The sequence below is a fragment of the Cupriavidus sp. 01L46 genome (genome assembly GCF_056399905.1).
The window spans coordinates 1-12,452 of the sequence record NZ_JBFTSF010000190.1; the positions used below are offsets into that span (position 1 = coordinate 1).

12 protein-coding genes are annotated in these 12,452 nt (G+C 66.7%); 9 read left to right on the forward strand and 3 right to left on the reverse strand.

Annotation, left to right across the window (positions count from 1 at the left end; translation table 11 throughout):
• Nucleotides 1-135: 135 nt before the first annotated feature.
• The 6 genes from narH to AC1DS3_RS26315 all read left to right on the forward strand — a co-directional run bounded on the left by narH (nucleotide 136) and on the right by AC1DS3_RS26315 (nucleotide 5,203).
• Complete coding sequence (gene narH, locus AC1DS3_RS26290) at nucleotides 136-1,689, forward strand: nitrate reductase subunit beta (protein WP_477128263.1); 1,554 nt, start codon at nucleotides 136-138, stop codon at nucleotides 1,687-1,689.
• A 92-nt stretch (nucleotides 1,690-1,781) separates the two neighbouring features.
• A complete protein-coding gene (gene narJ / locus AC1DS3_RS26295) occupies nucleotides 1,782-2,498 on the forward strand; it encodes a nitrate reductase molybdenum cofactor assembly chaperone (RefSeq protein WP_477128264.1) in 717 nt (238 codons plus the stop codon).
• A 10-nt stretch (nucleotides 2,499-2,508) separates the two neighbouring features.
• Entirely contained in the window at nucleotides 2,509-3,192 is a 684-nt protein-coding gene (narI, locus tag AC1DS3_RS26300; protein ID WP_441639955.1) for a respiratory nitrate reductase subunit gamma, read from the forward strand.
• Nucleotides 3,193-3,232: 40 nt separating this feature from the next.
• Nucleotides 3,233-3,979, forward strand: coding sequence for a peptidylprolyl isomerase (locus AC1DS3_RS26305; RefSeq protein ID WP_477128265.1), 747 nt, complete (start codon nucleotides 3,233-3,235; stop codon nucleotides 3,977-3,979).
• Nucleotides 3,980-4,112: 133 nt separating this feature from the next.
• Nucleotides 4,113-4,694: a molybdopterin-guanine dinucleotide biosynthesis protein B gene (gene mobB / locus AC1DS3_RS26310; protein ID WP_477128266.1), complete on the forward strand. Its 582-nt coding sequence runs from the start codon at nucleotides 4,113-4,115 to the stop codon at nucleotides 4,692-4,694.
• 50 nt (nucleotides 4,695-4,744) lie between these two features.
• Nucleotides 4,745-5,203, forward strand: a complete 459-nt coding sequence (locus tag AC1DS3_RS26315; RefSeq protein ID WP_441639952.1) for a putative zinc-binding protein — start codon at nucleotides 4,745-4,747, stop codon at nucleotides 5,201-5,203.
• 139 nt (nucleotides 5,204-5,342) lie between these two features.
• Here AC1DS3_RS26315 and ubiT read toward each other — a convergent pair whose 3' ends face one another.
• The 3 genes from ubiT to ubiU form a co-directional block, all read right to left on the reverse strand.
• On the reverse strand, nucleotides 5,343-5,795 hold the full coding sequence (ubiT, locus tag AC1DS3_RS26320; RefSeq protein ID WP_477128267.1) for a ubiquinone anaerobic biosynthesis accessory factor UbiT: 453 nt from the start codon (nucleotides 5,793-5,795) through the stop codon (nucleotides 5,343-5,345).
• Nucleotides 5,792-6,721, reverse strand: a complete 930-nt coding sequence (locus tag AC1DS3_RS26325) for a U32 family peptidase (RefSeq protein WP_477128268.1) — start codon at nucleotides 6,719-6,721, stop codon at nucleotides 5,792-5,794. The genes ubiT and AC1DS3_RS26325 overlap by 4 nt, the downstream gene beginning before the upstream one ends.
• A 78-nt stretch (nucleotides 6,722-6,799) precedes the next feature.
• On the reverse strand, nucleotides 6,800-7,828 hold the full coding sequence (gene ubiU / locus AC1DS3_RS26330; protein ID WP_441639949.1) for a ubiquinone anaerobic biosynthesis protein UbiU: 1,029 nt from the start codon (nucleotides 7,826-7,828) through the stop codon (nucleotides 6,800-6,802).
• Nucleotides 7,829-8,122: 294 nt separating this feature from the next.
• On the opposite strand from ubiU, the gene AC1DS3_RS26335 reads away from it, so the two are divergent.
• The 3 genes from AC1DS3_RS26335 to AC1DS3_RS26345 all read left to right on the forward strand — a co-directional run bounded on the left by AC1DS3_RS26335 (nucleotide 8,123) and on the right by AC1DS3_RS26345 (nucleotide 12,330).
• Nucleotides 8,123-9,304 (forward strand): NAD(P)H-dependent flavin oxidoreductase, encoded by a 1,182-nt coding sequence (locus AC1DS3_RS26335; protein WP_441639948.1) that lies wholly within the window; start codon nucleotides 8,123-8,125, stop codon nucleotides 9,302-9,304.
• 314 nt (nucleotides 9,305-9,618) lie between these two features.
• Nucleotides 9,619-11,610: a type IV pili methyl-accepting chemotaxis transducer N-terminal domain-containing protein gene (locus tag AC1DS3_RS26340; RefSeq protein WP_477128269.1), complete on the forward strand. Its 1,992-nt coding sequence runs from the start codon at nucleotides 9,619-9,621 to the stop codon at nucleotides 11,608-11,610.
• A gap of 54 nt (nucleotides 11,611-11,664) precedes the next feature.
• Nucleotides 11,665-12,330, forward strand: a complete 666-nt coding sequence (locus AC1DS3_RS26345; protein WP_477128270.1) for a response regulator — start codon at nucleotides 11,665-11,667, stop codon at nucleotides 12,328-12,330.
• Nucleotides 12,331-12,452 lie beyond the last annotated feature (122 nt).

A 12,452-nucleotide genomic window follows, 5' to 3' on the forward strand; every position in this document is an offset into this window, starting at 1 on the left:
TCGTGATCCTGCGCAAGATGAACAAGGTCGACTGGCTGGAAGGCCCGCTGGTGTCGTGATCCTGCGCAAGATGAACAAGGTCGACTGGCTGGAAGGCCCGCTGGTGGAAAAACAAGCCAAGGAAGGAGCTGAGCAATGAAAATCCGCGCCCAGGTAGCCATGGTCCTGAACCTGGACAAATGCATTGGCTGCCATACCTGCTCGATTACGTGCAAGAACGTCTGGACCAGCCGCGACGGCGTGGAATACGCCTGGTTCAACAATGTCGAGACCAAGCCCGGCATCGGCTATCCCAAGGAATGGGAGAACCAGGACAAGTGGCATGGCGGCTGGACGCGCAATGCCGCCGGCAAGCTCGAGCCGCGCCAGGGCAGCAAGCTGGGCATCCTGGCGAAGCTGTTCACCAACCCCAACCTGCCGCAGATCGACGAATACTACGAGCCGTTCACCTACGACTACGAGCACCTGCAGAAGGCCCCGCTGGTGCAGACGCCGCCCACCGCCCGTCCGGTGTCGGTGCTGACCGGCAAGAAGATGGACAAGATCGAATGGGGCCCGAACTGGGAAGACGACCTGGGCGGCGAGTTCAGCGCGCGCAGCAAGGACAAGCTGTTCGAAGACGTGCAAAAGGAGATGTACTCGACCTTCGAGAACACCTTCATGATGTACCTGCCGCGCCTGTGCGAGCATTGCCTTAACCCGACCTGCGTGGCCTCCTGCCCGTCCGGCTCGATCTACAAGCGCGAGGACGACGGCATCGTGCTGGTCGACCAGGACAAGTGCCGCGGCTGGCGCATGTGCATCTCCGGCTGCCCGTACAAGAAGATCTACTACAACTGGCAAAGCGGCAAGGCCGAGAAATGCCTGTTCTGCTATCCGCGCATCGAAGCGGGCCAGCCCACCGTCTGCGCGGAAACCTGCGTCGGCCGGATCCGCTACCTGGGCGTGATGCTGTACGACGCCGACCGCATCCAGGAAGCCGCCTCGGTGGAGAACACACAGGATCTCTACCAGTCGCAGCTGGACATCTTCCTGGATCCGCATGATCCGGCCGTCCAGGCCGAAGCGCTGCGCCAGGGCATTGCGCAAAGCTGGCTGGACGCCGCGCGCAAGTCGCCGGTCTACAAGATGGCCTGCGAATGGAAGGTGGCCTTCCCGCTCCACCCCGAGTACCGCACGCTGCCGATGGTGTGGTACATCCCGCCGCTGTCGCCGATCCAGTCGGCCGCCGAGGCTGGCCACATGGGCATGAACGGCGTGATTCCGGACGTGAAGAGCCTGCGCATCCCGGTCAAGTACCTGGCCAACCTGCTGACCGCGGGGGAAGTCGCGCCGGTGCTCAAGGCGCTTGAACGGATGCTGGCCATGCGCGCCTACAAGCGCTCGGAAGTGGTGGACCGCGTGCAGGACCTGGCTGTGCTGGAGCAGGTCGGCCTGACGCCGGCACAGGTGGAAGACATGTACCAGATCATGGCGATCGCCAACTATGAGGATCGTTTCGTGATCCCGTCCTCGCACAAGGAAATGGTGGAGGACAGCTTCAACGACAAGGCTAGCTGCGGCTTCACGTTCGGCAACGGATGCTCGGGCGGGACGTCGGACGGCTCCMTGTTCGGCAAGAAGCCGCAAGGCAGCGTGATGTTCGCGGACATGCCGAAATCGCGCAAGAAAGCCGTGGCGGCGTCATGACCTGCGCCTGACTTCCTGCCCCGCCCCCGTTGGCAAACGGGGGGCGGCCGGCACCCGCATTTTCGCCATCCATACAGAACAGGAGCCTTCCCATGCCGCTTTACCCCATCCTTAGCGCCCTGCTGTGCTATCCCGAGCAGGATCTGCTCGACGCCTTGCCTGAAATCGACGCCGCGCTGGCCGAGTGGCCGCAGGCCCAAGCCACGCTGGCGCCGCTGGGCGATCTGTTGAAGACGAACACGCTGATCGAGCTCCAGGAGAACTACGTCGCCACCTTCGACCGCAACCCCGCCCACTCGCTGCACCTGTTCGAACACGTGCACGGCGAGAGCCGGGATCGCGGCCAGGCAATGGTCGACCTGATCGACGAATACCGTCGCGGGGGCTTCGAGCCCGCCGAGGCGGAGCTGCCCGACTACGTGCCGCTGTTCCTGGAGTTCCTGGGCGCGCTGGCTGCAGACGGCAAGGACGCGCATGCCGAACAACTGCTGGGCGACGCCATCCACGTGCTCGCCGCGGTCGGCGACCGGCTGGCGCGCAACGAGAGCCCGTATGCCGCGGCGTTCGCCGTACTGCGCACGCTCACGGACGTGCAGCCGCAACCCCAGACCGAGCCACCGGTGCGCGACATGGACGAAGCGCTGGAGACCTTCGGCCCCGGCGCGGACGGCGTKGAGCCGCTGCTCGCGCCGCGCCCGCTGGGCGACCAGCCCGTGCACTTCTACGCCCGTGGATCCACGCCACCCCGCACGCCACCCCGCACGCCACCCCGCACGCCAACCCGCCCGCCCATGCCCACCGCTTGCTGAGGCATCGACCATGAACCTGCTCAACCAATTCCTCTACGGCATCTATCCGTACATCGCCCTGGTCGTCTTCCTGTTCGGCAGCCTGGCGCGCTTCGAGCGCGAACAGTACGGCTGGAAGAGCGACAGCTCGCAGCTGCTGCATCGCGGCAACCTGCGCGTGGGCAGCATCCTCTTTCACGTCGGCATCATCGGGCTGTTCTTCGGCCATCTGACGGGCCTGCTGACGCCGGTGGCGGTCTGGGACGCACTAGGTGTCTCGCATGGCTTCAAGCAAGGCGTGGCCATGGCGGCCGGCGGCCTGATGGGCACCATGTGCCTGTCCGGCCTGCTGATCCTGCTCCACCGCCGCTTTACCAATGCCCGCGTGTCCGCGGTCACGCGCACCGGTGACAAGGTGCTGCTGCTGTGGATCCTGGTGACCTTGCTGCTGGGCCTTTCCACCATCTTTGAATCGTCCCGCCATATGGACGGCCACATGATGGTGCAGCTCATGACCTGGGCGCAGCACATCGTCACCCTGCGCGGGGACGCCGCCAGCTATATCGCCGACGCACCGCTGCTGTTCAAGATCCATCTGTTCATGGGGATCTCGCTGTTCGTCATCTTCCCCTTCACCCGGCTGGTGCACGTGTGGAGCGGTTTTGGAACCGTCGGCTACCTGGGCCGCGCCTGGCAACTGGTGCGCAGCCGTTGAAGCCCGCCCCGCGAACCCGCCATCCTGCAAGGAGAAAACCATGCCCATCTTAGTCAACGGCGTCGAACTGGAAGATGCCGAGATCGAACGCGAACTGGACCATCATACCGACTCGCATGAGCCCACCCGGCATGCCGTGGTTACCCTGATCCTGCGCCATCTGGTGCGTGCACAAGCGCGGCAGCTCGGACTGCCCGGCAGCGACGACGAAGCACTGACGCAAGCTCTGCTGGAGCGGGAAGTCGGGCTGCCCGAACCGGACGAGGCCAGTTGCCGCCGGCATTACGATAGCCACGTGGAGCGCTTCCGCGAGGGCGAATGGGTCGAGGCCGGGCACATCCTGTTCCAGGTGACGCCACGCGTCCCGCTCGATGCGCTGCGCGAAACGGCCGAGGCCACCCTCGCGCAGGTGCTGGCCGATCCTTCGGCATTCGACGGGCTGGCCAGAGCGCGCTCCAACTGCCCCACCGGCGCCGGCGGCGGGCGCCTTGGCCGCGTGTTCCGCGGCGAGACCGCGCCCGAGTTCGAGCGCGCCATCTTTGCGGCACGCAACCCCGGCGTGCTGGCCCGGCTGGTCGAAACGCGCTATGGCCTGCACGTGGTGCGGGTCATCGAGCGCTGCGAAGGCGTGCAACTGCCGTTCGATGCCKTGCGGCAATCCATCGCCCGCGCCCTCGCGGCGGCGGCGCGCGACCGCGCCTGGAAGCAGTATGCAAGCCTGCTGATCGGCGGAGCCAGCATCGAAGGGATCGACCTGGGCGGCGCCGGAACGCCGCTGGTGCAATAAGCAACCTTCACCGCCACCTCCGGCAACAGGCCCTGGCACTGGCAAGCCAGAGGCGCACGCATCGTGCCCCTCTGGAACGCGCGCCGTGCTTCGCCAGTCAGCCTGCCCGGACGCAATCCATGGGAGAACAGTCATGCAACCCGCCATCATTGGCATCGCCGGCACCTCGGGCAGCGGCAAGACCACGCTGATCACGGCCATGCTCGCCTGGTTCCGCCAGCAAGGGCTGACCGTCAACGTCATCAAGCATAGCCACCATCCCCTCGAACTCGAGCCTCCGGGCAAGGACAGCGCGCGGTTTCGCCAGGCCGGTGCCGGCGAGGTACTAGTGGCCTCGCCATTCCGTTTCGCCATCCTGCACGACCTGAACGGCGCGCCGGAGCCCACCTTGCGCGAGCAGGTGGCACGCCTGGCGCCGGCGGACCTGACCCTGGTGGAAGGCCTCCGCAGCGAAGCCATCGCGCGCATCGAAGTGTATCGGCCGGCGCACGGGCGCGCGCCCTACTACCCGCGCGACGCGTCCATCGTCGCGGTGGCCAGCGACGTGCCGCTCGATATCGGCATGCCGTGCCTGCCGCTCGACCAGGCTGCCCAGGTGGCGCGCTTTATTCTCAGGCTGTGCGAGCTGGACGGCGCTGCCGCGCCGCGTGGCGAACKCCTCGCCGCTTTGTCCGCGGGCATCACCCGATGCGAGCCGTCGGCGATCGCTTCCTGAGGGCTTTCCGACGTTCCCAAAGACCGCACATCAAGTCCGGAGATATCTCAATGCCCAAGGCTGACACCACATCCTTGCCCCTCGTCTATGCTTGCTCCGGCTGCTCCAGCGTGGCGCAGCTCGCCAACACCTTCGCCGTGCGGCTGGACCGCAGCGGGATGGCCGAGATGTCCTGCATCAGCGGGGTTGGCGGCGGCGTTGCCGCGCTCACCAGGGTGGCCCGTTCGGGCCGCCCGATCCTGGCCCTGGACGGCTGCCCGCTGGCCTGCGTGAACGCCTGCCTGGCCAGCGCCGGGGTGGAACCCGACCAGCATCTGGTGCTCAATCGCCTGGGCGCCACCAAGCGGCAGCACGGCGAATGCAGCGAAGCGGAGGCAGGCGCGGCCTGGCAGGCCGTAATGTCGGCGCTGTCGGCGCTGTCGGCGCTCAAGGATGCGTCGCCCCGGTTTGCTGACAAACCGGCGGCATTGGCCGAGGGCGACAAGATGCGCCAAAACAGCTTGGAATGACGACGGCTGTCTCTCCCTCTCCCACAAGTGGGAGAGGGGAGCAAACCAACAGCGTCGGCCGAAGCCGCAGGATGCGCCGAAGCCGTTTGTCATGACGACGGCTTTGGCTCCCTCTCCCCCAGCCGCCCTTGCCGCGTCGTCAGCTAGCCTGCGGCGTGACGGCATCCGCCGCCAGATGCCTGGTCAGGCCGGTGAGCCATTCCGGCCGGTTCACGGTGTCCAGCCAGTACTTCACCTCCAGCCCCAGCGCAGTATCCCCACCGATCGCCAGGCGCCGCTGGAAAAACAGCGTATCGKTATCGGCCTCCCCGCCCAGCAGACGCAGGTAATCGACAGCGTTGGCGCGCAACGTCAGCTCCGGCGGGCTGCCATCAAAGGGCCCGGCGGCAAAACGGCCGTCCGTGCAGCGAAAGCGCACCCGCAGGCCAAGATCCTCCACCGTGAGCAGGAAGCAGTGGCCGTCGAGCGCCGCCGGTGGCTGCAGCCACCCACGCCGCCGCGCGAGCTCCAGCGCGGCCACCAGGGGTAAGGCCTGGGCCTGCGCCGGCACCGCGCGGTGCAGCCGTGCGAGCATGGCTTTGGGGCCGATCATGCGTGCGCCTCCTGCCAGGCGATGCCGGCGCGTCCATCCCAGTAGCCATTGCTGGGCTGCGCCCCCGCCGGCAGCAGGCCGCCGGGGACCGTGGTCCGTGCGCCGTACCGCAGTCCCGCCAGCGCCGCCACCACATCCAGCGTGGCGCTGGCATGCGGGCTGACGCGCACCGAGCCAATGCCCATGGCCATCAAGGCCGGCACTTCGGCGCACAGGTCGAGACAAGTCGCGGACTGGATCTGCACCCCGTTGAGCGTGAAGAATGGCTGGCCCTCTCCGGTCGAGGCCACCAGGCCATCCGGGTAATCCAGACAGCGGAACTCGCAGTTGTCCTTGCGCAGCCTGTGATGGCGCGCTGTGAAACAACGCGCCGAAAACGCCAGCGGCATGCGGCCCCAGACCAGTACCTCCAGCCCCGTGGCCGCCGGGCGAGCCGCCGCAAGCGCCGCCAGCGCGGTGCGGTCCATTTCCAGCGGTGGCACGCATGCGATGGCACCCAGCCCGCTCAGCCAGGCAAGCGTATCCGCGTGATACACGTTAAGATGCGGCCCGCAGATAAAGGGGCGTCCATCCATCCGGTTGACCGCGCCGAGGTCGTTGGCCTCGACCAGATATTCGGTCTGCTCGCAAACGCGCTGCATGCAGGCGATATCGCTGTCGGACTCGACCAGCACCGGGGTCGAAAGCACGACTTCCTTGCCGGCGTCCCGCAGCATCTGCGCGATCTMCAGCCAATGCGCATGGCGCAGTTCATGGCGGCGGGTGCAAACGGTTTCGCCCAGGTAGACGCGGTCGACCGCGGAGTCGGCGACCTCGGCATAGAACTGCATGACCGTGGCACGCGGCCAGTAGTACAGCAGCGGGCCGAGCGAGATGCCGAAGCGGGCCGCCGTGGCTGCGGCGGGGTCGATCATCGAATCGTTCATTGGCAGTTTGGTTCCAGAGGAAAGTTGGATGCCGTGAGGCATGAGGAATGCGGCAGGCAAAGGCACGGCGGACCTCTCTTAGCGCCACGGCCGGTCGTACGCGCCCTGGGTAACCTGGTCACCCTCGGCGTGCCGGCCAAGCACGCCCTGCCATTCCTGGCGTGCTGTGAAGCGCGCCGGATCGATGCAGGCCGCGTCGATCGCCGCACGCAGCACGCCGACCACATCGCCCACATAACGCGGGCTGCGCTGGCGGCCTTCGATCTTGATGGCAGCGATGCCCATGCCGATCAGCGCCGGCAGCAGCGACAGCGCGTTGAGGCTGGTCGGCTCCTCGAGCACGTAGCCCCGTTCGCCTTCCACCTCGAACCGCCCTTTGCACAACGTCGGGTAGCCGGCGGGCTCGCCCGGTGCGTAGCTGTCGATCAGGATGCCGGACAGCCGCGCCTGCATGGTTCCCTCGCGCTCTTCCCAGCGTACCGCGTGCGCGGGCGAGCAGACCCCCTTGTTGTTCGGCGAGTCGCCGGTCGCGTAGGAAGACAGCAGGCAGCGGCCTTCGGCCATCACGCACAGGCTGCCGAAGCCAAACACTTCGAGCTCCACATCGGTTTGGCGCGCAAGCTTGCCGATCTGCGCCAGCGTCAGCACGCGCGGCAGCACCACCCGGTGTATGCCGAAACGCGCGCGCATCAGCGCGATGGCGTCGGCGTGCGTGGCCGAGCCTTGCACCGACAGATGAAGACGCAATTGCGGATGGCGCTCGCGGGCATAGGCCATGAGACCGGGGTCGGCCATGATGACAGCGTCAGCGCCCAGTTCCGCCGCGGCATCGACGGCGCGATGCCAGCTCGCCACCGCGCCCATCTGCGCGAAGGTATTGATGGCGAACAAGACTTCCGCGCCTTGCGCGTGGGCCTCGGCCACGCCTGCCTGGATGTCGGCCTCGGTGAAGTTCAGCCCGCCGAAGTTGCGCGCATTGGTGGCGTCGCGCAGGCCGAGGTAGACGGCGTCGGCGCCACGTTGCAGCGCCACGCGCAGCGCCGCCAGCGAGCCGGCGGGCGCAACCAGTTGCGGTCGGCGCGTTGCGCCGGATGTGTTGGATGTCATTGGATAGGCTCAACGGGGTTTCGGAGTCCGCATGCGCCACGGCGGCGGCGAACGCCTGTGAGCCAGGATCCTAGCCAAGCCCCGCGACGAACCAGTTGACCAGGCGCAAAAGCGTGCGCGGCGGCGCGCGCACCGGACGAGGGCCATCCGCCGAGTGGCATAGGCCATTGGTATCGTGCCGTGCGCTGATTGATCCAGCGCAAATTTCCCGGCGCGCGTCCATGCAAACCTATGCCGCTTTCCTGCCGCGCACGGCATCTCCGCCGGCGAGCGGGATGCCTCACCGAGAGTGATATGCAACAACATTGGCTGAAGCTGATTGGCCGCCGGCTGGTCCCGGTGGTACAGGGCGGCATGGGTATCGGCATTTCCGCGCACCGGCTGGCGGGCGCGGTGGCGAGCCAGAACGGCATGGGCACCATTGCCAGCATCGACCTGCGCCACCATCACCCGGACCTGCTGGCGGCCACCGCCAGGTCGCGCGACAAGGCCAGGATAGAGGCGGCCAACCTGGTGGCACTGGATCGCGAGATCCAGGGCGCGCGGCGCCTCGCGGGCGGGCGCGGCGCCATCGCGGTCAACGTCATGAAGGCCGTCAGCTCGCATGCCGCGCTGGTCCGGCAGGCGTGCGAGAGCGGTGCCGATGCGATCGTGATGGGCGCGGGACTGCCGCTGGACCTGCCCGACCTCACGGCCGGCCACCCGGACATTGCCTTGATCCCCATCCTGTCGGATTCGCGCGGCGTGGGGCTGGTACTGCGCAAGTGGATGAAGAAGAACCGCCTGCCTGACGCCATCGTCATCGAAGATCCGGCGCACGCCGGCGGCCACCTCGGTGCCTCGCGCATCGACGATATCGGAGACGGGCGCTTCTCCTTCGCACGCGTGCTGGCCGAATGCCGTGAAGTGTTCGCCGGACTGGGGCTGGCCTGGGAAAGTGTGCCCCTGATCCTTGCGGGCGGGATCAACAGCCACGCCAAGGTCCGCCACTGGCTGGGTGAAGGCGCCAGCGCCGTGCAACTGGGGACGGCGTTCGCCGTGACCGAGGAAGGGGATGCGCACCCGGCTTTCAAGGAAGTCCTGGCCAGCGCGCGCCCCGAACAACTGAGCGAATTCACCAGCGTGGCAGGCCTGCCGGCACGCGCCGTACTGACGCCATGGCTCAAGCGCTACCTGTCGCGCGAAGCCACGCTGCAGGCCCGCGCCAAGGTCCGCGACTGCCTCGAAGGCTTCGACTGCCTGCAGGCCTGCGGCCTGCGTGACGGCATCGGCCGTGTCGGCCAGTTCTGTATCGATCTCAAGCTGGCCCAGGCCATGCGCGGCGACGTGGAGCGCGGGCTGTTCTTCCGTGGCAAGGGGGGCCTGCCGTTCGGCGAGGCCATCCGCCCGGTACGCGAACTGATGCACTACCTGCTCACCGGCGAAATGCCTACAGGCCTGGGCACGCCACAAGGCGCGGCAGCCGCGGCGGCCTGACGGCCTCGCGCGGACGGCGGGCAGGTGACCTAGGTCGATGCAGGCATCAAGGGCGTGGCCGGGCTGCTGAGCGAATGCAAGCGCGCGGCGCAAAGCCGTTGGCGGCGGTGTCCGGCAGGCTTTCCGAGCACGTGGCCCGGCGCCGCGTCATTGTGTCACGCCATGATATTTTCAGAAAGTGCACCAGGAACTACCTGTAGCCGCATATGACCTTGATCTGGCGCAAGCCCGCTCGCCGGCTTGCCGTCAATAATGCGACAAGCCCCTGAAGCGCCGTTCCAGAGCGCAAACCTGATGCCAGGGGCCGGAACCCCATGGTAGACCTCACGCCCCCTTGCCCACCCGCTCCCGCCACGGAGCCGTCCGTCACCCCACCGCGTACCCAGGCAGCGTTGCCAGGCTTGCGCCACCGCCTGTCGACGCGGATCGTCTCGCTCTCGCTGGGCGCGCTGCTGATCGTGCTGACCATGATCTCCGGGACGCTGTGGCTGTCATGGCAACTCGAAGGCGCGGGCGCGGCCATCAACGATGCCGGCAGCTTGCGCATGCGTGCCAATCGCGTCGCCATCGAGCTCGCCAGGGCACGGGCCGGCGCAAGCCATCAACTGGAGGCTCAGATCACCGGGCTGGATGCCACCCTGGCACGCCTGCGCCAGGGCGATCCGGCACGCCCCTTGTTCCTGCCGGACGACCCTGGCATCCACGCGCAACTTGACCGGGTAGACCTTGACTGGCACCGGCGTATCAAGCCGCTCGCGCTCGCCGACCTGGCCGCCGCGAACGGCGAACCGCCCACCTACCCGGCGGCGCTGGCTTCCTTCGTGGATCAGGTCAATCGCCTGGTCAGCATGATCGAGCAAGAGAACGCCATGAAGACCACCCTGCTGCGGTTGTCGCAGGCGGGACTCGCGGCCATGGCCTGCATGGGCACGGTAGCCGTCATCTACCTGCTCTACATCTGGATCATCCTTCCGGTCATGCGCTTGCAGGACGGCTTGTACCGCATGGCCGCGCGGGAGTTCTCCCTGCGGCTGCCGGTGGAAACCAGCGACGAGTTCGGCATGCTGGCGCAAGGCTTTAACCAGATGGCAGGCGAACTGCAGGGGCTATACCAGGATCTGGAAGCGCGCGTGGCGCAGAAGACGGCGGAGTTGGCGCGGCACAACCGCGACCTCGCGGCGCTCTACGACATGGCCGCCTTCCTGAATATGCCAAACGACGGCGAGGCGCTTTGCCGCGGCTTCTTGCAGCGCGTGATGAAGCAGTTCGATGCCGACGGCGGCAGCGTGCGCATGATCGATGCGGACCACAACCAGCTTCATCTGCTGGTATCGGTCGGCCTCTCCGCGGAACTGGAAGAGGCCGAGCACTGCATGAAGGTGGATGCGTGCTTCTGTGGCGAGGCGGCGAGCGAATCGGTCGTGCTGATCGAAGACCTCAACAAAGGCCCGGCGCTGTCAGCCAGCGGGCCGTCAGCCGGTGTGCGCTTTGGCTGCGCAAGGGAAGGCTTCCCGGGGCTTGCGGTGTTCCGCATCGAAACGCAGCGTGCGGTGCTGGGCACCTTCTCCCTGCATTTTCGCGATCCCTTGCAGCTGCCCGCTTCGGACATACGCCTGCTTGAGACGCTGGGGCAGCATATCGGCGTGGCGCTCGATCATCTGCACCTGTCGGAAACCGCACGCCAGCTCGCGGTGGTGGAAGAGCGCAACCTGGTGGCGCAGGGCCTGCACGACAGCATTGCCCAGGGCCTTAACTACCTGAACCTGCAGGTGCAGGTGCTGGAAGATGCGGTCTCGCGCAACGATATGGACGAGACGCGCGCTATCGTGCCGCTGTTGCGTTGCGGTGTGGAAGAAAGCTACCAGGATGTGCGTGAACTCCTGCTCAACTTCCGCAGCAAGCTGGCGCATGGCGAGCTGCGCCAGGCAGTGGAAGACACCGTGGCGCGATTCCGGCGCCAGAGCAGCACGGAGCTTGCCCTGGTGTTCAATGACGCCCAGGGCGGGCCGCCCCTGCAGCCCGAGCAGCAACTGCAGGTGCTGTTCATCCTGCAGGAGGCCCTTTCCAATGTGCGAAAGCATGCGCGTGCCGCCTATGCCAGCGTCATCGTGCGCAATGGACGCACCTTCAGCATGATCGTGGAGGACGACGGCGATGGCTTCGACCCCGCGGAGCCGGCGGCAGACGATCAATCCCATGTGGGATTGCACATCATGCGCGAGYGCGCGGCCCGGCTATCGGCCACGCTGCGGATCGTTGCCGAACGGGGCACGGGCACGCGAGTTGAGCTCATCCTGCCGCGCTAGTGAACGGCACGGCCACCAAACTGTCTCGCCAGCTTTTTTTTCAAGGTGAATATCATGACCATCCGTATCCTCCTGATAGACGACCACTCCCTGTTTCGCTCGGGTGTGCGCGCCCTGCTTGCGCGCCAGACCGATTTCGAGATCGTCGACGAAGCGGCGGATGGCGTAGAGGGCGTCAAGCGGGCCAAGCAGCACCGGCCCGACGTGATCCTGCTGGACCTGAACATGCCCGGCCTGTCGGGGCTAGAAACCCTGCAGCTGCTGGTGGAAGACTTGCCCGACACTGCCGTGGTGATGCTCACCGTGTCGGAGGAAGCCGAGGAACTGGCGGCCGCCCTGCGCAGCGGTGCCCGGGGCTATCTGTTAAAAAATATCGAAGCGGAAACGCTGACCAGCGCCATCCGCCGCGCCGCGGCGGGAGAGGCGGTCATTTCTCACAGCATGACGGCAAAACTTGTCGCGCAATTCCGTGCGCCCACCAACCCCGCCGCGACAGCGGCAGCCAGCGCGAGCGACGAGCCCCGGCTTACCTCGCGCGAACATGAGATCGTGYGTGGCCTCACGCGCGGCGAAAGCAATAAGGAGATCGCGCGCGAGCTGGGCGTGGCGGAAAGCACCGTCAAGATCCATGTGCAGAATATCCTCAAGAAGCTCAACCTGACGAGCCGCGTGCAGATCGCGGTCTACGCCGTCGAGCGCGGGCTGACTGCGCCCGGCTGAAGCGGCCGCGCATCAATTGCCCTCAAGCCATGACCGAATCCGTCATTCCCATTTTCGACCTGCGCGACCATCGCTACCGCTCGATGACGCCAAGCATTCCGGCCGTGCTCGCCGCACCAATC

Bases quoted from the DNA above. Each gene is read 5' to 3' on its own strand.
- narI (WP_441639955.1), top strand. From the start codon at position 2,509: ATGAACCTGCTCAACCAATTCCTCTACGGCATCTATCCGTACATCGCC.
- AC1DS3_RS26315 (WP_441639952.1), top strand. From the start codon at position 4,745: ATGCCCAAGGCTGACACCACATCCTTGCCCCTCGTCTATGCTTGCTCC.
- ubiU (WP_441639949.1), bottom strand. From the start codon at position 7,828: ATGACATCCAACACATCCGGCGCAACGCGCCGACCGCAACTGGTTGCG.
- AC1DS3_RS26335 (WP_441639948.1), top strand. From the start codon at position 8,123: ATGCAACAACATTGGCTGAAGCTGATTGGCCGCCGGCTGGTCCCGGTG.